The organism is Mameliella sp. MMSF_3455, from assembly GCF_030733205.1.
Classification (GTDB): domain Bacteria; phylum Pseudomonadota; class Alphaproteobacteria; order Rhodobacterales; family Rhodobacteraceae; genus Antarctobacter.
On the sequence record NZ_JASHJL010000011.1, the window covers coordinates 44,307 to 61,447 of the forward strand.

At 64.7% G+C, this 17,141-nt stretch carries 17 protein-coding genes and 2 tRNA genes; 10 read left to right on the forward strand and 9 right to left on the reverse strand.

Going from position 1 to position 17,141, the window contains the following annotated elements; translation table 11 throughout:
• Positions 1-95: 95 nt before the first annotated feature.
• The 4 genes from RBB42_RS10245 to pdxH all read right to left on the reverse strand — a co-directional run bounded on the left by RBB42_RS10245 (position 96) and on the right by pdxH (position 2,321).
• A tRNA-Pro gene (locus RBB42_RS10245) sits at positions 96-172 on the reverse strand.
• 54 nt (positions 173-226) lie between these two features.
• Positions 227-1,051, reverse strand: coding sequence for a DUF192 domain-containing protein (locus tag RBB42_RS28105; RefSeq protein WP_371931809.1), 825 nt, complete (start codon positions 1,049-1,051; stop codon positions 227-229).
• Entirely contained in the window at positions 1,027-1,554 is a 528-nt protein-coding gene (locus tag RBB42_RS10255; protein WP_305971373.1) for a cold-shock protein, read from the reverse strand. The genes RBB42_RS28105 and RBB42_RS10255 overlap by 25 nt, the downstream gene beginning before the upstream one ends.
• A 161-nt stretch (positions 1,555-1,715) precedes the next feature.
• Positions 1,716-2,321 carry a pyridoxamine 5'-phosphate oxidase gene (gene pdxH, locus RBB42_RS10260; RefSeq protein WP_305971372.1) on the reverse strand — a complete coding sequence of 202 codons (606 nt, stop codon included), beginning with the start codon at positions 2,319-2,321 and terminating at the stop codon, positions 1,716-1,718.
• Between the two features lie 159 nt (positions 2,322-2,480).
• Between pdxH and fabI the strand changes: the two genes are divergently transcribed.
• The 6 genes from fabI (at position 2,481) to trpE (ending at position 9,329) form a co-directional block, all read left to right on the forward strand.
• Positions 2,481-3,287: an enoyl-ACP reductase FabI gene (fabI, locus tag RBB42_RS10265; RefSeq protein ID WP_305971371.1), complete on the forward strand. Its 807-nt coding sequence runs from the start codon at positions 2,481-2,483 to the stop codon at positions 3,285-3,287.
• Positions 3,288-3,412: 125 nt separating this feature from the next.
• Positions 3,413-4,015 (forward strand): LysE family translocator, encoded by a 603-nt coding sequence (locus RBB42_RS10270; protein ID WP_305971370.1) that lies wholly within the window; start codon positions 3,413-3,415, stop codon positions 4,013-4,015.
• 69 nt (positions 4,016-4,084) lie between these two features.
• The gene (gene gpt, locus RBB42_RS10275; protein WP_305971369.1) at positions 4,085-4,603 is read left to right on the forward strand and encodes a xanthine phosphoribosyltransferase; all 519 of its coding nucleotides are present in this window, start codon (positions 4,085-4,087) and stop codon (positions 4,601-4,603) included.
• A 134-nt stretch (positions 4,604-4,737) separates the two neighbouring features.
• Complete coding sequence (locus RBB42_RS10280; protein WP_305971368.1) at positions 4,738-5,934, forward strand: aminotransferase; 1,197 nt, start codon at positions 4,738-4,740, stop codon at positions 5,932-5,934.
• Between the two features lie 30 nt (positions 5,935-5,964).
• The gene (locus RBB42_RS10285; protein ID WP_305971367.1) at positions 5,965-7,809 is read left to right on the forward strand and encodes a peptidyl-prolyl cis-trans isomerase; all 1,845 of its coding nucleotides are present in this window, start codon (positions 5,965-5,967) and stop codon (positions 7,807-7,809) included.
• A gap of 5 nt (positions 7,810-7,814) precedes the next feature.
• Complete coding sequence (gene trpE / locus RBB42_RS10290) at positions 7,815-9,329, forward strand: anthranilate synthase component I (RefSeq protein ID WP_305971366.1); 1,515 nt, start codon at positions 7,815-7,817, stop codon at positions 9,327-9,329.
• Positions 9,330-9,375: 46 nt separating this feature from the next.
• Here the strand turns inward: trpE and RBB42_RS10295 are convergent, their stop codons facing one another.
• Entirely contained in the window at positions 9,376-9,780 is a 405-nt protein-coding gene (locus RBB42_RS10295) for a SufE family protein (protein WP_305971365.1), read from the reverse strand.
• Between the two features lie 127 nt (positions 9,781-9,907).
• On the opposite strand from RBB42_RS10295, the gene RBB42_RS10300 reads away from it, so the two are divergent.
• Positions 9,908-10,414: a hypothetical protein gene (locus RBB42_RS10300; RefSeq protein WP_305971364.1), complete on the forward strand. Its 507-nt coding sequence runs from the start codon at positions 9,908-9,910 to the stop codon at positions 10,412-10,414.
• Between the two features lie 28 nt (positions 10,415-10,442).
• On the opposite strand, the gene rnd is transcribed toward RBB42_RS10300, so the two are convergent.
• Complete coding sequence (gene rnd, locus RBB42_RS10305; RefSeq protein WP_305971363.1) at positions 10,443-11,600, reverse strand: ribonuclease D; 1,158 nt, start codon at positions 11,598-11,600, stop codon at positions 10,443-10,445.
• A gap of 252 nt (positions 11,601-11,852) precedes the next feature.
• On the opposite strand from rnd, the gene RBB42_RS10310 reads away from it, so the two are divergent.
• Positions 11,853-12,050 carry a hypothetical protein gene (locus tag RBB42_RS10310; RefSeq protein ID WP_305971362.1) on the forward strand — a complete coding sequence of 66 codons (198 nt, stop codon included), beginning with the start codon at positions 11,853-11,855 and terminating at the stop codon, positions 12,048-12,050.
• Positions 12,051-12,056: 6 nt separating this feature from the next.
• On the opposite strand, the gene purN is transcribed toward RBB42_RS10310, so the two are convergent.
• Both purN and purM read right to left on the reverse strand, forming a co-directional pair.
• Complete coding sequence (gene purN, locus RBB42_RS10315) at positions 12,057-12,647, reverse strand: phosphoribosylglycinamide formyltransferase (RefSeq protein WP_305971361.1); 591 nt, start codon at positions 12,645-12,647, stop codon at positions 12,057-12,059.
• Positions 12,644-13,690 (reverse strand): phosphoribosylformylglycinamidine cyclo-ligase, encoded by a 1,047-nt coding sequence (gene purM / locus RBB42_RS10320; RefSeq protein WP_305971360.1) that lies wholly within the window; start codon positions 13,688-13,690, stop codon positions 12,644-12,646. The genes purN and purM overlap by 4 nt, the downstream gene beginning before the upstream one ends.
• A gap of 115 nt (positions 13,691-13,805) precedes the next feature.
• On the opposite strand from purM, the gene RBB42_RS10325 reads away from it, so the two are divergent.
• Together RBB42_RS10325 and RBB42_RS10330 are read left to right on the forward strand one after the other, a co-directional pair.
• Positions 13,806-13,882, forward strand: a tRNA-Ile gene (locus RBB42_RS10325).
• A 110-nt stretch (positions 13,883-13,992) separates the two neighbouring features.
• Positions 13,993-15,456 (forward strand): calcium-binding protein, encoded by a 1,464-nt coding sequence (locus RBB42_RS10330; RefSeq protein WP_305970329.1) that lies wholly within the window; start codon positions 13,993-13,995, stop codon positions 15,454-15,456.
• Between the two features lie 39 nt (positions 15,457-15,495).
• Here RBB42_RS10330 and RBB42_RS10335 read toward each other — a convergent pair whose 3' ends face one another.
• Positions 15,496-17,031 (reverse strand): helicase HerA-like domain-containing protein, encoded by a 1,536-nt coding sequence (locus RBB42_RS10335; RefSeq protein WP_305970253.1) that lies wholly within the window; start codon positions 17,029-17,031, stop codon positions 15,496-15,498.
• Between the last annotated feature and the right edge of the window lie 110 nt (positions 17,032-17,141).

Genomic DNA, 17,141 nt, shown 5'->3' on the forward strand with positions numbered 1-17,141 from the left:
TTTCAGGTCGGCCGAGGCGCCAGAGGCCTTGATCGCGTCGGGATCGATAGCGCCGCGCGGAAAGAGTCCATTTAGAATCAGTAAATTACAGGAAGTGGTCGGGGCGGCGAGATTCGAACTCACGACCTTCTGTACCCAAAACAGACGCGCTACCAGGCTGCGCTACGCCCCGACGGTCCGTGCGGTCTAGCCGCACGGAGCGGGCTTGAAAAGCCCCTTTTGCAGATCAGCAGGGCCAGGCGGCGCGGCGGATCGCCGGGTGACGCATTTGCGCCCCTTCCTTGATCCCCAGCATACGGGCGTAGCCGCCGTTGATCTCAAGGACAAACTGGATCTGTTCGCCTCCGGGGATCGACGTCTCGTCATGCGGCTTGGCGTTCTCATGCACATGGACGACCACCCCCCGGCTATCCGCAAAGATGATGTCAAGCGGGATGAAAGTGTTCTTCATCCAGAAGGCCACCGGCTGCGGCGCCGGGTAGATGAACAGCATGCCCTTGCTTGCCGGCATGGACTTGACGTTCATCAGCCCCTGCGCCCGGCTGTCGGGCGTATCGGCCACATCCACGTTGAAACGGGCCAAGGCGTGACCGCCGCGCACATAAAGCGTGTCCTCACGGCACGCGCCGACGCGGTTGTCCGGGTCCTTTACCTTGGTCGGCTCCGGCGCGGCATCGGCCAGCGGTTCGTCGCCGATGGGCAGGATCGGGTCGATCAGTGGCGGCTTTTCATCGGACGGTTCCTGTGCCGGTTCGGGCTCGCGGGCCTCTTCTGCGGGGGCCGAGGGATCGGGGGTCACCCGCGCGACGGGTTCGCCTTTGTCCGGGGCATCCGGAACGGGATCAGGCACGGGCGCTTCGGCGGCGGGATCTGCCGGCGCCGGGCCGTCCTCGACCGGGGCGGCGTCCGGTTCCGTGTCCGGAGCCGCTTGGGCCGCCGGTGGCGGCGGCGCGGTTTCCTGTTCCAGAATGACAGAGCCTTCGTCCTGGCTCCAGGCGGGCCACGCAACCAGCGTGGCGACCATACTCAACGCGACAAGGCGCTTTCCCATGCGTTCACTTCCATCGCCATGCGTCCGCGCTTGCCCTCGACCACGCGAATTGCCAGGGCCTCGCCCGGTTGCAGATCCGCGAGGCCCGAGCGGCGCAAGACCTCGATATGAATGAACACATCTTCCGGTTTTCCGAAGACATTTGCAAACCCGAAACCCTTGGCCTTGTCGAACCACTTGACGCGCGCCGGTTCCAGCGGCGCCTGGGCCATGATCTCGGGATCGAGTTGTTCGAAATCCGCAAGCGGCGCGCTTTCCGGGGCTTCGGGCGGTTCCACCTTCAGCACCTGTGTCGCCTGAACACCCCGTTCCGTGCGCTGGACCGTGATTTCTATGCGGGCGCCGTCCGCGACCGAACTCTGTCCGAAATTTCGCAGGACATTGGCGTGCAGAAGAATGTCCGGACCCCCCGTGTCCGAAATCACAAATCCGAAGCCTTTGACCGGGTCAAACCATTTCACCCGTCCAGAGATCGCCTCGTTTTCAGTATCCTCTCGTGTCAACGTCGTTCCCGATTGTACAAACTTATCCCCATTAGAATTCTTGAAACAAAGCCCTCTCGCAGCGCAAGCCCGGAGAATTGTCCTTTTTTGTGTCAGATAGGTGGGCGATGCCCTAAAAATCCCGGTGAACAGGCCAGTTATTTGCCTGATTCCAATATGGTTCACGGATTGAGACGGTCAACAGTCCAGGAGGAGGACATATCCTTTCGCGCCCAGCGAAACCTGTCGTGGAGGCGGAACGCCCCGTCTGCCCAGAACTCGATTTCTACCGGACGGATTCGATAACCGCCCCAGAAAGGCGGGCGCGGCGGGTTGGCCCCATGCCGGGCGGTGACACGAGCCACCTCGGCCATGAGAGCGGCGCGGCTGTCCAGCGGACGGCTCTGACGGCTGGCCCAGGCGCCAAGTCGGCTCTTGATGGAGCGCGAAGCATAGTAATCGTCGGCCTGCGGCCCCTCTTCCTTTTCGACAAGACCGCGCACACGCACCTGCCGGCGCAGGGATTTCCAGTGCATGACGAAGGCCGCCTTGCCCGCCTGGTCGATCTCGGAAGCCTTGGCGCTTTCGTAGTTGGTATAAAAGACGAAGGCATCCGCCTCGATATCCTTGAGAAGGACCATCCGCGCATTGGGCAGACCGTCTGCGTCTACCGTCGACAGCGCGATGGCGTTGGGATCGTTGATCTCCTTGTCCTCAGCCTCTGCCAGCCAGTTGCGGGCGATCTGAAAGGGGTCGTCGCCTGCGAAAATCCCGCTGCGGTCGCTCATCGTCGTGCTCTCCTTCTGTCCGTTCCGGGCCGGACGCGCCGGAAATGTGACCTGTGTCGTGCCGGATGCAAGCCCCGTTTTGGGTACACGGCAGGCTTGATGGTCCCGGACCGATCGCCTAAAGGTCGCTCCATCGACGATCTGGCGGAAAGGGCGCTCATGTCAAACCAGTTGATGGCGGGAAAACGCGGTCTGATCATGGGCCTGGCCAATGACAAGTCAATCGCCTGGGGCATCGCGAAGGCCTGTGCCGACGCCGGCGCCGAACTGGCCTTTTCCTACCAGGGCGAGGCGTTGAAGAAACGCGTCGATCCACTGGCCGGGCAATTGGGATCGGATTTTGTCCTGCCCTGCGACGTCAGCGACGAGGACTCGATCGACGGGCTGTTCGACGGACTTAAGGAACGCTGGGACAGTCTGGATTTCATCGTCCACGCCATCGGCTTTTCGGACAAGTCCGAACTGCGCGGTCGGTATGTCGATACGTCCAAGGACAACTTCGCGATGACGATGGACATCTCGGTCTACAGCTTCACCTCCGTGATGCAGCGGGCCGAGAAGATGATGACCAAGGGCGGCAGCGCGGTCACGCTGACCTACTACGGCGCCGAACGGATCATGCCGCACTATAACGTCATGGGTGTTGCCAAGGCCGCGCTGGAAGCATCGGTCCGCTACCTGGCCGAGGACCTGGGCAAGGACGGCATTCGCGTCAATGCCATCAGCGCCGGGCCGATCAAGACGCTCGCCGCCAGCGGCATCGGCGATTTCCGCTACATCATGAAGTGGAACGAATACAACTCGCCCTTGCGCCGCAACGTGACGATCCAGGACGTCGGCAATTCCGCGCTCTACCTGCTGTCCGATCTGGGCGCGGGCGTGACCGGAGAGACGCATCACGTCGACGCGGGCTATCACGTCGTCGGCATGAAAGCGGTCGACGCGCCGGACATCACCAAGGGCTGAGCGCCCTGCCCGCCTGACAGACAGGACTGGAAAGAAACCCGGCCCCGGCACCCGTCCCGGGGCTTCTTCGTTTGACATCGGAACGGTGCTCTGACGTTCTGATCCCGTGATGGGAAGGAGCCGCCATGACCTGGACACATCTGCTGGCCTTCAACCTGACCCTGCTGGCCGCGATGGCGGCTCCGGGACCTGCCCTGCTCTATGCGCTGCGCCAGTCGATCGCGGGCGGATTCCGCACCGGGGTTGCGACGGGCACGGGCCTGGGCCTGATGGCCGCCTGCTGGACCGGTGCCGCGCTCCTGGGGCTGGAGGTGATCTTTGCGCTCTTTCCCTTTGCCTACGGCGCCATGAAACTGGCCGGCGCGCTATATCTCATATGGATTGCCTGGAGCCTTTGGCGCGATGCGCGCAAGCCGGTGGCAGACAGCGCGCGGCCCGGCGCAAATGCCTTTCTGGGCGGGCTTTTGGTGAACCTGCTGAACCCGAAATCGGTGCTGTTTGCCGCCTCCGTCCTAATCGTGATCTTTCCCGCCGACATGGGTCTTGGGGGCAAGGCACTGATCGTGGCCAATCATTTCCTGGTCGAGGTGACGGTCTACGGGCTGTTCGCCGCGCTCCTGTCCACTGCGCCCGCCCGTGCCGGTTACCTGCGGGCCAAGCCGGTGATCGACCGGGTGGCGGCGGCCCTGCTTGGGGCTTTGGGGCTGCGGCTGTTGCTGTCGCGGTAACGAGCGCTTGCCCCGTGCTGTGCCGCTGACGTATAGGCTCTGTCCACAGCGCTTGCCGAGGAGAATGCCATGACCGACCGCCTGCCCCACGAAAAAGGGTTCCACGTCAGCTGGGACCAGTTGCACAGGGATGCGCGGGCGCTGGCCTGGCGGCTGCAGGGACAGGGGCCGGACAACGGTTACTGGAAAGCGGTGGTGGCCATCACCCGCGGCGGCATGGCGCCGGCGATGATCGTGGCGCGGGAACTGGACATTCGCACCGTCGATACGATCAGCGTCAAGAGCTACCACTCGGGCGGCGGCAAGGCCGATCAGCGGCGCGAGGCACAGGTGCTGAAATCCCCGGATGCCGAGCTGGTCGGCGAAGGCGAAGGCGTTCTGATCATCGACGACCTGGTGGACAGCGGCAAGACGCTGGAACTGGTTCGCAGCATGTACCCAAAGGCACATGTGGCGACGGTCTATGCCAAGCCGCAGGGCCGCCCGCAGGTCGACACCTTCATCACCGAGGTCAGCCAGGACACCTGGATCTTCTTCCCCTGGGACATGGCTCTGCAATACGTCAAACCCTATCGCGGCGACGATTGAGCGCGTGATCCAAAGGCGCGCCTGACGGCGCCCTCTCACTCTTGGGGGCAAGGCCCCCGAACCCCGGCGAGGGCGCTGCCCTCGCGCTCCCGAAGTATTTCCGGCCCAAAGAACCACATGGATGGAGCACGCGGATGGTCACGCGCACCGAGGCAACCTTTTTCCCGCCCATCCCCGAGGCGCAACGCTGGCTGAAAGGGATGGACTTTCCGCCGGAGCGCCCGCTGATCAACCTCAGCCAGGCGGCACCTGCGGATCCGCCACCCGCGCCCATGCGTGCCGCGATGGCCGAGATGCTGGAGGATCCGGCCAGCCACTTGTACGGTCCAGTGCTGGGTCTGCCCGCGCTGCGCGAGGCCTTGGCGGAGGATTGGGCGCGCCAATATGGCGGCACGGTCGCGGCGGCCCAGGTCGGCATCACGGCGGGCTGCAACCAGGCCTTTGCTGCCACCATCGCAGCCACCTGCGGCGAGGGTGACGAGGTGATCCTGCCGGTGCCCTGGTACTTCAATCACAAGATGTGGCTGGACATGAGCGGGGTGCACGCAGTGCCCCTGACCTGCGGCAAAGACCTCGTGCCTGACCCGGAGGCCGCGCGCGCGCTCATCACGCCGCGCACCCGGGCCATCGCGCTTGTCACCCCCAACAACCCTTGCGGCGTGGAATACCCGGCGGAGGTGCTGGAGAGGTTCTACGACCTCTGTGCAGAGGCCGGTATCCGCCTGATCGTCGATGAAACCTATCGCGATTTCGACTCGCGCAGCGGGGCACCGCACGGATTGCTGGCGCGCAAGGGTTGGGACAGCGTCCTGGTGCAGCTCTACAGCTTCTCCAAGGCCTACCGGCTGACCGGCCACCGTGTCGGCGCCGTCATCGGCCAGCCCGAGTTGCTGCACCAGATCGAGAAGTTTCAGGACACCGTGGCGATCTGCGCCCCTTCTCTGGGCCAGCGCGCCGCTCTCTGGGGGATTGAAAACCTTGGCCAGTGGAAGGCCGAACAGCGCGCCGAGATACTGGATCGCCGTGCCGCGATCGAGGACTGTTTCGCGCCGCTGGCCGCGCGCGGCTGGCGGCTCTTGGGCTGCGGCGCCTATTTCGCCTATATCGAACATCCCTTTGCCGAAGGCTCTGCCACGTTGGCGCCGCGGCTGGTGCGCGAGGCGGGCGTGCTGATCCTGCCGGCCACGATGTTCACGCCCGAGGGCGACCCCAGCGGCGACCGGCAGTTCCGGGTCGCCTTCGCCAATACGGACCGCGCCGGGATCGCCGAGTTCGCGCGCAGGCTGGCGCAGGTCGACGGGCCTCTTGCAGCCCCCGGGGGAGCCGCATAGACAGGGGCAAACCGACAGCGGGAGGTCGAGATGGCGGACAAGAAGAGCGGCGTGGGAAAGTACCTGGTCTGGGGTCTGCTGGGCCTTTTGCTACTGGGTCTCGGCGGCTTTGGCGCCACCAATTTCTCGGGCACGGTGCGGTCGATAGGCAAGGTCGGCGAGGCCGAGATCTCGACCAATGACTATTTCCGGGCGCTGCAGAACGAGATCCGCAACATCCAGCAGCAGAGCGGACAGGCGCTCTCCTTCCAGCAGGCGCAAAGCCTTGGCCTGACACAGCAGGTGCTGAGCCAGCTGGTCGTCACCGCCGCTCTGGAGAACGAGGCCGACACGCTGGGCCTGTCCATCGGCGACACCCGCCTTGCCGAGGATCTGCGCCAGATCCGCGCCTTTCAGGCGGTTGACGGCAGCTTCAACCGTGAGGCGTACAGGCTGACCCTGGAAAACGCGGGCCTCACGGAACGCGAGTTCGAGGAAAAGCTGCGCAATGAAAGCGCCAGCTCGCTGCTGCAGAGCGCCGTTCTGGCCGGTATCCGACTGCCCGACTCCTATGTCGACACGCTGATCGGCTATACCGCCGAACGTCGCAGCATCACCTGGGCCGTGGTCGGGGAAAGCCAGCTGGACCTCGACATCGCCGCGCCGACCGAAGAGGACCTGCGCACGCACTACGATGACAACATCGACAAGTTCACCCGCCCCGAGACCAAGCGCCTGACCTATGCCTGGGTGACGCCCGAGATGCTGGTTGACAGCGTCGAAGTGGACGAGGACAGCCTGCGCGCTGCCTATGATGACCGCAAGGACGAGTTCGACCTGCCCGAGCGGCGGCTCGTGGAACGGCTCGTCTTCAACGACACCGCCGCCGCCGAGGCCGCGCTGGCGCGCATCACCTCGGGAGAGATCGGCTTTGGCGACCTTGTCGACGAACGTGGGCTGGCGCTTGAAGACACCGACATGGGCGATGTCACCCGCGCCGACCTGCGCGATGCGGCGGACGCGGTCTTTGACGGCGAGGTTGGCCAGGTGGTCGGCCCCGCGCCAACACCGCTTGGTCCGGCCCTTTTCCGGATCAACGCCGTCCTTCCAGCCCAGTTGACACCGTTCGAGGATGCGATCCCCGGCCTGCGCGGCGAACTTGCGCTGGACCGCGCGCGTCGGGTGATCGACGCCCAGGCCCAGGGGTACGACGACGAGCTTGCCGCGGGTCTCACGCTGGAGGAACTGGCGGAGACAACCGATCTTGACCTGGGAGAGATCGGATGGACCGGCGACAACGACGAGGGCATCGCGGGCTACCCTGCCTTCCGCGATGCGGCTGAAGCCGCGAAAGACGGGGATTACCCGGCCATCGCCACCCTTGGCGACGGCGGTGTCTTTGCCTTGCGGCTGGACGAGGTCGAGCCCCCCGCGCCCTTCCCCTTCGACGAGGTGCGCGAGCAGGTCGAGGCCGACTGGCGCGAGGTGCAGAAGGCGGACGCGTTGTTGAAACAGGCCCAGGCATTGGCGGGTCAACTGGGCGAAGGCGCCACCTTCGAGGGCCTGAACCTGACCGCCCAGACCGAAGAGGCGCTGACCCGGACCTCTTTCGGCGCGGTGCCGCGTGCAGTCTTGGAAGCGGTCTTTGACATGGAGCCCAACCAGGTCCGCGCCGTCAGTACCGGCGCATCGGCTGTCGTGGTCCGTCTGGATGAGATCCTGGACGTCGATCCCGAAGACGAACAGGCCAAACAACTGGCACAATTGTTCCGCGACCAGGCGGCACAAGCCGTGGCTCAGGACCTGTTCCGCGCCCTCGCCTCGGACATCCAGGACCGCGCCGGCGTGGACCTCGACCAGGCGGCGATCAACGCCGTTCACGCCAACTTCCAGTAGAGACGATGGTACAACTTATCCCTTCCTTCGACGGCTTCGCCGCGGCCTACGAGGCGGGCCGCAACCAGGTTGTCTATGCCCGCCTGGCTGCCGATCTCGACACGCCTGTGTCGCTGATGCTGAAGCTGACCGGTGCAGCGCGCGATGCCTTCATGCTGGAATCCGTGACCGGCGGCGAGGTGCGCGGGCGGTATTCGATTATCGGGATGAAGCCGGACCTGATCTGGCAATGCCACGGTGACCAGAGCCGCCTCAACCGCATGGCACGCTTCGATCCCGACGCCTTCGAGCCGCAGCAGGACGATCCCCTGACCGCACTGCGCGCGCTGCTGGCCGAAAGCCGCATCGACCTGCCCGACGACTTGCCACAGGCTGCGGCCGGCCTGTTCGGCTACCTGGGCTACGACATGATCCGGCTGGTCGAACACCTGCCGGATGTGAACCCTGATCCGCTGGGCCTGCCCGACGCGCTGCTCATGCGGCCCTCGGTCGTGGCGGTGCTGGACGGGGTCAAGGGCGAGGTGACGGTGGTCTCTCCCGCCTGGGTGCAGGACGGGCTGTCGGCGCGCGCCGCCTATGCGCAGGCCGCCGAACGAGTCATGGACGCGGTGCGGGACCTGGAACGCGCCCTGCCTCAGGCCTCGCGCGATCTGGGCGACGCGGCAGACCTGGGTGAACCGGTCTCCAATTTTGCCCATGACGCCTATCTGTCGGCGGTGGACAAGGCCAAGGAGTACATCCGCGCGGGCGACATTTTTCAGGTGGTGCCATCACAGCGCTGGACGCAGGACTTTCCCTTGCCGCCATTCGCGCTCTACCGCTCGCTTCGGCGCACCAACCCGTCGCCGTTCATGTTCTACTTCAACTTTGGCGGGTTCCAGGTCATCGGCGCCTCTCCCGAGATCCTCGTACGAGTCTTCGGCAACGAAGTGACGATCCGCCCGATTGCGGGCACGCGTCCGCGCGGCGCCACGCCCGCCGAGGACAAGGCGCTGGAAGAGGATCTGCTGGCGGACCAGAAGGAACTGGCCGAACACCTGATGCTGCTGGACCTTGGCCGCAACGACACCGGCAAGGTGTCGAAAATCGGCACCGTCCGACCGACCGAGAAATTCATCATCGAGCGCTACAGCCACGTCATGCACATCGTGTCGAACGTGGTCGGCGAACTTTCCGAGGATCAGGACGCGCTCTCCGCCCTGCTGGCGGGGCTTCCTGCGGGCACCGTCAGCGGCGCCCCGAAGGTCCGTGCGATGGAAATCATCGACGAGCTGGAACCGGAAAAGCGCGGCGTCTATGGCGGTGGCGTCGGTTACTTCAGCGCCGGCGGCGACATGGACATGTGCATCGCCCTGCGCACGGCATTGGTGAAGGACCGCAAACTATACATCCAGGCGGGCGGCGGCGTGGTCTACGACAGCGACCCCGAGGCCGAGTACCAGGAGACGGTGCACAAATCCAATGCGATCCGGCGCGCCGCGGCAGATGCGGCGCGTTTCACCGGCGACGGCAACGGTTGAACCGGGGCAGCGGGCTTCCTCGGTTTGCGGCAATCGCCGCCGCAGCCTAAGCCGCCGCCTCCTGGCGAATCCTCTCGATCATGGCGCGCAGCCCGTTTGATCGCTGCGCCGACAGGTGCTCGTGCAGCCCCAGCCGGCCCAGTTCCGCGCGCGCGTCGACGCCGGGCACCTCGGACAGTGGCAAACCGTCGTACAGACGGTGCAAGAGCGCGATCAGCCCCTTGACGATCAGCGCGTCGCTGTCGCCCTGGAACCGGAAAACTTCGTCCTCGGGCGTCATGTGCAGCCAGACTTGGCTGGCGCAACCTTCGACCTTGGTGGCGGGCACTTTCAGTGCTTCGGGCATCGGCTCCATGTCCTTGCCCATTTCGATCACCATGCGGTAGCGGTCCTCCCAGTCCTCCAGGAACTCGAAATCCTCGACCACGTCTTCGAATGCTGCCTGTGCCATTCTGACCTCCGTTTGCCGCAGACCTAGGCAGAGCCGCGACAAAGGTCCAGCCCCCAACCGGCGCGAGGTTCTTTTCAACGGCGCAGTTCTGCGCTAACCCTCCGTGAAATCTGCTTGGGGGCGTAACATGTTCAAACCGGTATCCACCCTCGTACTTGCGGCGATCCTGCTGACAAGCTGCGGTGTAGTACGCGACAGCCGCCTGAACCCGGTGAACTGGTTCGGGCGCAGCGAGTCGCGCCCAGTGGCCACGGTCAACGAAGAAGTGAACACCCTGATCCCCCGCGCGCGCGAGTCGATCTTTCGCGAGGAAAAGGACACCACCTATCGCGGAACCGACATGGGCGAAATCACCGAACTGGTGATCGAACGCCGCCCCGGCGGCGCCATTGTCCGCGCGACCACCGTTGCCGACTACCAGGGCGCCTTCGACGTCAAGCTGGTCAAGATCGAGGAGGAAAGCGGCGAAGGCACGCTGACCTACGCCTTTCGCGGATTGCAGCCGCGCGGCGCCAAGGGACCGGCCCAGTCACGGACCCATACGGCGGCCGTCTGGCTGACCGACAACGAACTGCTGGACGTGCGCCTGATCCAGGTCAAGGGCCGGCATAACGTGCGCAGCGCGCGCCGCTGAGCGGCGCAGCCCGCTCGCTTAGCGGCGGTCAGAGGTCGATGACCTTGACCGCCTTGCCCCGGGCCCCCAGAGCGATCTCACCGTCACAGAGACGCAGGGCATCCTCTCCGAAAACTTCTCGCCGCCAGCCGGTCAGCGCGGCCACGTCGCGCTGGCCTGCCGCGATGGCATCCAGGTCCGAGGCCGGCGCGATGAGCTTGGACGCGACGCCGTAGCTCTCGGTCTTGGCCTTAAGGAGAACGCGCAGAAGGTCGGAGAGAGCCGGGTTCACCTGCAGTTTCTCGCGGTCGTTCACGACATTGGGCAGGTTCTCCTTGGGGCATTCCTGCCCAGCGGCGACGGCCGCAAGGATTCCGTCGGCGATGGCGCCCTTGCGCGCCTCACGCAGCAGCAAACGCGACCGGCCCAGATCATTCATGTTCTGCGGTTTTGTCGAGGCCAACTCGACAAGAGCATCGTCCTTGAACACCCGGTTGCGCGGGATATTGCGTTCCTGCGCATAGGCCTCTCGGAAGGCCGCAAGCTCGCGCACGATGGCCAGGAAGCGGGGCGAGTTCGACCGCGTCTTGACCCGTTTCCAGGCATCCTCGGGATGGGTCACATAGGTCTGAGGATCGGTCAACACCGCCAGTTCCTCGGCCACCCAGCGGGCGCGGCCGGTCTCTTCCAGCTTGGCGTTCAGGAATTCGTAGATCTGGCGCAGGTGCGTGACATCCGCCAGCGCATAGGTCTTTTGCGCGTCGGTCAGCGGGCGTCGCGACCAGTCAGTGAACCGCGAACTCTTGTCGAGCTGCTGCTTGGCGATCCGCTTGACCAGCGTTTCATAGCCGACCTGTTCCCCGAAACCGCAGACCATCGCGGCCACCTGCGTGTCGAAAAGCGGCTCTGGGATCACGCCATGATCGACGTGGAAGATTTCCAGATCCTGCCGCGCCGCATGGAAGACCTTGACCACGTCCTTGTTCTGGAACAGCGCCATCAGCGGGTCCAGCGAAAGATCCCCTTCCAAAGGGTCGACCAGCACTGCATCCGCGTCATCCCGGCCCGGCAAGGCCAGCTGGATCAGGCAGAGTTTGGAGTAATAGGTCCGCTCCCGCAGGAACTCCGTATCCACGGTCACGTAAGGAACAGAGGCAGCTGCCTCGCAGAAGGCCGCCAGCTCTTCCGTCGTCGTCAAGGTTTTCATGCGGGCTCCGGCTGGATTCACGGGCCAGGTAAGGCCCGCTCCGTGAAAGGTCAGGCAAGGTCATGGCGCCGATGGGCCCCTTGCGTCCGGCCACCATAGAACAATCCCCGGGGACATTCAAAGCCCGTCTGGCAAGCCGCACGCCGGATGGCAACCCATCATGAATCGTGATCCGATGCGATCCAAACATTCATTTCAAGAATGAAGGCGGCGCGCCTATCTGCCTGTCATCGCAAACAGGAGACCGCCGATATGACAACCGTCGACCATCACATTCACCAGGCCGCCCCGCGGTCCGAGAGTGCCGAAACCCCGCGCCTGATCGCCATGATCGTCACCTTGGCGGCGCTGGCGTTCATAGGGCTGGCAGCGCTGAGTGCCCCTGCCTCTGCGCCTGACCCGGAGGGCTGGCACGGCAACTCCGCGTCGATGCAGCGGCTCGACGGCTAGGTGGGCTCAGGGCAAGTCCACGCGCGTCCGGTCCCCGGCGGCAAAGCGGCGCAGGACCGCCGGGTACAGCTGGTGCTCCATCCTGAGCACCCGCTCCGCCAGCGCCTCGGTCCTGTCCCCCGGCAGGATCGGCACCCTTGCCTGTCCAAGGATCGGGCCGTCGTCCAGTTCCGGCGTCACCTCGTGCACGGTACAGCCGGCCTCCGTGTCGCCCGCCTCGATCGCCCGGGCATGGGTGTTCAGCCCCCGGTACTTGGGCAAGAGCGAAGGGTGGATGTTGAGCATGCGCCCTTCCCAGGGCGTCACAAATCCCGCTGTCAGGACGCGCATGAACCCGGCAAGACACAGGATGTCCGGATCGTGCGGAGCCAGCGCCTGTTGCAACGCCTCTTCAAAGGCTGAGCGGTCGCCGCCAAAGGGGCGATGATCGACGACAGCGGTCGGCACGCCGCGCTCCGCCGCCTTCTGCAACCCGCCCGCGTCGGCATTGTTCGACAGGACAAGGACCGGCCGCGCCGGATGGTCTCCGGTCATGCTGTCGACCAGCGTGACCATGTTGGACCCTCCGCCGGAGATGAAGATGGCGACCCGTTTCACCCCAGCGACCCGCTGTAGGTGACGCCGTCACCGGAGGTGACGCGGCCCAGCCGGTACACTTTCTCGCCATGTTCGGCCAGCAGCGCGTCGATGGCATGTTCGCTTTCGGGGTCGACAACGAGGATCATGCCGATGCCGCAGTTGAAGGTCTTGAGCATTTCGCCCTCTGCGATACCGCCGATGCCGCGCATCCACTTGAAGAGATCCGGCAGGTCCCAGGCATTCAGGTCGATCTCGGCGCCAAGCCCCTTGGGCAGCACCCGCGGCAGGTTCTCGGTCAGGCCGCCGCCGGTGATATGGGCCAGCGCGTGCACGCCGCCCACGCCGATGGCCCCCAAGGCAGGCTTGACGTAGAGCCGGGTCGGGGCCAGCAGCGCCTCGCCCAACGTCGCGTCGCCCCAGGGGCAGGCCGCGTCCCAGCCCAGTCCCGACATTTCGACCAGCTTGCGCACGAGGCTGTAGCCATTGGAATGCACCCCGTCCGAAGCCAGGCCCAGCAGGACGTCGCCGTCCTTGACCCCATCGGGCAGCGCCGCGCCGCGCTCCATCGCTCCCACCGCAAAGCCAGCCAGATCGAAATCTCCCGCCGGGTACATGCCCGGCATCTCGGCTGTCTCGCCGCCGATCAGGGCACAGCCCGAGCGCACGCATCCCTCGGCGATGCCTTCGACCACCCGCGCGGCGGTCTCTGTCTCCAGCTTGCCGGTGGCAAAGTAGTCGAGGAAAAAGAGCGGCTCTGCCCCCTGGCAGACCAGATCGTTGACGCACATGGCGACGAGGTCGATGCCGACGCCGTCCACATGGCCGGTGTCGATCGCGATGCGCAGCTTGGTGCCTACGCCATCGGTGGCCGCCACCAGCACCGGATCGTCGTAGCCCGCCGCCTTGAGATCGAAGAGCGCGCCGAAGCCGCCCAGCCCGCTCATCACGCCCGGACGCGCGGTCCGTTTCGCGGCCGGCTTGATCCGTTCGACCAGCGCGTTGCCTGCGTCGATATCCACGCCCGCCTGGGCATAGGTCAGCCCGTTCTTGCCATCGCTCATAGGGATCTCCTTCAGGCCCGTGCCCGATTTTCGCTCGCGCTTAGCGCATCGTAGGGCGCCCTGCAACGTGGACGCTTGACGCGGCAGGGCGCCGTGGTAGTGAGAACGTCACGGTGGGCCTGTAGCTCAATTGGTTAGAGCAGGGCGCTCATAACGCCTTGGTTGGGGGTTCGAGTCCCTCCGGGCCTACCACTCCCGCCGCCTTTCGATTCGCGGACGCCTCCGTGGTCTGATCGTTGTGATCCGGCCGCTCCGCATCGGCTCTGGCCGCGGGGCCATGCGGGCTGGCTCATGCCTTGTTGATGACGGCCAGACATTGCTACGCTCCATCCGCCTTTCCTTTCCACAATTTCCAAGGATACCGATCCATGGCGATCACAACGCTTTCGACAATCGTTAACACCACGCAATCCATCGTGTCCGATGACGATCTGCTGATCCTGTCGACCGGCGGCATTGTCTTGTCGGCTGGAGCCGTTTCGGCCCCATCCGGGAACGCCAAGTTGACAAACTACGGACTCATATACACCGAGGGCAACGCGTTCTCGGACCCCGTCGGCTTCAGCACCATCACCAACTTCGGGACAATGGAAACCAGCAACTTCCCGGCCGTCATCGACGCTGGCTCAAATGTCGCGCTGACCGGCCTGAGGCTGTTGAACTACGGGGACATCATCGGAAGCGGCGCATTGTCCGATGGTCTTCTGCTGGCTTCCGGCGGGAACTTTCTCTACAATTACGGGACGATAACGTCCAACTCCGACAATGCGATACAGATCGATTCGACGTTCGAAGGCGGATCGCATGCAAACTACATTTTCAACGCCGGACTGCTTCAGTCGAATTCACTAGCAACAATCACCACGGGCGCTGACGTCGAGACGATCCGGAACGATGGCACCATCGATTCCGCCAATGCCGCTGCGATCGTTACCGCTGGCGGGGACGACAAAGTTTCCAACAGCGGCAAGATTTTCGGCGACGTCCTCCTTGGCGACGGAGCCGATCTTTACCGCGGTCTGATAAACGGGTTCGTCGATGGCGAGGTTTTTGGCTCAAACGGCAATGACACTCTGATCGGCAGCGCGGCAGACGATAACCTTTCCGGCAGCAATGACGATGACCTGCTCGTGGGCCACGACGGCGATGACACCTTGGATGGGGGCACTGGTTTTGACACGCTCTTGGGCGGGGATGGAAACGACTCGATGATCGGTGGAAGCTCCGACGACACGGTGAACGGTGGCGCCGGATCCGATACCGTCACCGGCGATGCGGGCAATGACTTGCTGATTGGCGGGGACGGCTCCGACCTTCTCGAAGGCGGTTCCGAAAACGACACGATGGAAGGCGGCAACGGGGACGACAGCCTGGAAGGCGACGACGGCAACGACATCCTGCGCGGCCGCGCGGGAGAAGACGAATTGGTGGGCGGTCTTGGCCGGGATTTCCTGACCGGCGGCCAGGATGCGGATATTTTCGTCTTCCGTTCGCTGGCGGAAACGGTCGTGGGCGCCAACCGGGACCAGATCCTGGACTTCGAACAGGGCGTCGACCTGATCGTGGTCGCCGGGCTTTCGCCGGGTGTCTTCGAGTTCCGCGGCACCGGTGGATTTGCCCCTTCGGGCAACCCCGAGCTGCGCTTGCTGGAAACCGCCACGGGCTCGACCCTTGTCCTTCTCGATGCCGATGGCGATGGCATACAGGATGCGGAAATCCGAGTCGCGGGCGTGACCGGCCTGACGGCGGATGACTTTACACTTTAACGAAAAGGGGCGCGCCCTGCCCGCCCGGGCGCGCCCGGATCACCGGCCCTTGAACAAGCTGCCTAGGACGCCGCGCACGATGCGGCGTCCGGTTGTGCCGGTCAGTTCCTTCATCACCATGTCGCCCATCGCCCGGCCAAAGCTCTTGCCGCGCCGTACCGGGCGAGAGGTCGACCGGCTGACGCGCGCGCCCGAATACCGCCGGGCTGCGCGGAATTCACGCGCCGCGGCTTCTTCCTCTTCGCGCTCTGCTGCCTCGGCGGCCTTTGCCGCGGCCTCGGCCCGGGCGCGCAGGATCTCGTGGGCGGAGTCCCGGTCGATGGCAGTGTCGTATTTCCCGGCCATCTCCGACCCGGCCATAACGGCGCGTCGCTCAGCCTCGGTGATTGGGCCCAGTTGCGAGGACGGCGGACGGATCAACGTGCGCTGCGCGATTCCGGGCGCGCCTTTCGCCTCGAGAAACGATGTCACGGCCTCGCCCACGCCGACCGTACGGATCGCCTCTTCGATGTCGAAGGCAGGGTTTTCGCGGTAGGTCTCGGCGGCCAGTCGCAGTGCCCGCTTGTCGCGTGCGGTGAAGGCCCGCAAGGCATGCTGGACCCGGTTGCCAAGCTGGCCCAGCACATCCTCTGGGATATCGTCCGGCGACTGGGTGACGAAATAGACGCCGACCCCCTTGGACCGGATCAGGCGCGCCACCTGTTCCACCTTGTCCACCAGTGCCTTGGGGGCGTCGTCGAACAGCAAGTGCGCCTCGTCGAAGAAAAAGACAAGCCGCGGCTTCTCGGGGTCGCCCACCTCTGGCAGTTCCTCGAAAAGTTCGGACAAGAGCCACAGCAGGAAGGTCGCGTAGAGGCGCGGTCGCGCCATCAGCTTGTCGGCGGCTAATACGTTGACCATGCCCCGTCCATCCGCCGCAACCTGCATCAGGTCCGCCAAGTCCAGCGCCGGTTCGCCAAAGAACGCTGCGCCACCTTCGTTTTCCAGCACCAGCAGACGCCGCTGGATCGCGCCAATGGAGACGACGGAGATATTGCCATAGCGTAGCGACAGGTCCTTGCGGTTCTCCCCCAGCCAGACCAGCATCGCCCGCAGGTCATCGAGGTCCAGCAGCGCCAACCCCTCCTCGTCACTGAGCCGGAAGGCGATGTTCAGGATGCCCTCCTGCGCCTCGCTGAGATCCAGCAGGCGCGACAGCATCAGCGGCCCCATCTCCGTCACCGTGGTGCGCACCGGGTGGCCCTGGGCACCGAAGAGGTCCCAGAACCTGACCGGAAAGGCATCATAGGCGAAATCGTCGAACCCCATCTTGGCGCAGCGATCCATGAAAGCGCCGTGCAGCTTGTGCGTCTCGTTGCCCGCAACCGCCAGACCCGACAGGTCGCCTTTCACGTCGGACAGAAACACCGGCACACCGGCGGCGGAAAACCCCTCGGCCAGGATCTGAAGCGTGACGGTCTTGCCGGTGCCCGTCGCCCCCGCCACCAGCCCGTGCCGGTTGGCATAGCCAAGGTCCAGAAACTGCCTGACGTCATGACTCTCGCCCGCGCCACCCACGAAAACCGCCTTGTTCATGATTGATCCCCCAGCTCGCACGGCATGAACATACAACGTTAACCATTTGATGCCAGTATGTTTCTGGTCCGGGACGACATGTCCTCTCCTGTCCCGGGCAGACTTCCTCC

Bases quoted from the DNA above. Each gene is read 5' to 3' on its own strand.
- RBB42_RS28105 (WP_371931809.1), bottom strand. From the start codon at position 1,051: ATGGGAAAGCGCCTTGTCGCGTTGAGTATGGTCGCCACGCTGGTTGCG.
- pdxH (WP_305971372.1), bottom strand. From the start codon at position 2,321: ATGAGCGACCGCAGCGGGATTTTCGCAGGCGACGACCCCTTTCAGATC.
- fabI (WP_305971371.1), top strand. From the start codon at position 2,481: ATGTCAAACCAGTTGATGGCGGGAAAACGCGGTCTGATCATGGGCCTG.
- RBB42_RS10270 (WP_305971370.1), top strand. From the start codon at position 3,413: ATGACCTGGACACATCTGCTGGCCTTCAACCTGACCCTGCTGGCCGCG.
- gpt (WP_305971369.1), top strand. From the start codon at position 4,085: ATGACCGACCGCCTGCCCCACGAAAAAGGGTTCCACGTCAGCTGGGAC.
- RBB42_RS10280 (WP_305971368.1), top strand. From the start codon at position 4,738: ATGGTCACGCGCACCGAGGCAACCTTTTTCCCGCCCATCCCCGAGGCG.
- RBB42_RS10285 (WP_305971367.1), top strand. From the start codon at position 5,965: ATGGCGGACAAGAAGAGCGGCGTGGGAAAGTACCTGGTCTGGGGTCTG.
- trpE (WP_305971366.1), top strand. From the start codon at position 7,815: ATGGTACAACTTATCCCTTCCTTCGACGGCTTCGCCGCGGCCTACGAG.
- RBB42_RS10295 (WP_305971365.1), bottom strand. From the start codon at position 9,780: ATGGCACAGGCAGCATTCGAAGACGTGGTCGAGGATTTCGAGTTCCTG.
- RBB42_RS10300 (WP_305971364.1), top strand. From the start codon at position 9,908: ATGTTCAAACCGGTATCCACCCTCGTACTTGCGGCGATCCTGCTGACA.
- rnd (WP_305971363.1), bottom strand. From the start codon at position 11,600: ATGAAAACCTTGACGACGACGGAAGAGCTGGCGGCCTTCTGCGAGGCA.
- RBB42_RS10310 (WP_305971362.1), top strand. From the start codon at position 11,853: ATGACAACCGTCGACCATCACATTCACCAGGCCGCCCCGCGGTCCGAG.
- purM (WP_305971360.1), bottom strand. From the start codon at position 13,690: ATGAGCGATGGCAAGAACGGGCTGACCTATGCCCAGGCGGGCGTGGAT.
- RBB42_RS10330 (WP_305970329.1), top strand. From the start codon at position 13,993: ATGACGGCCAGACATTGCTACGCTCCATCCGCCTTTCCTTTCCACAAT.
- RBB42_RS10335 (WP_305970253.1), bottom strand. From the start codon at position 17,031: ATGAACAAGGCGGTTTTCGTGGGTGGCGCGGGCGAGAGTCATGACGTC.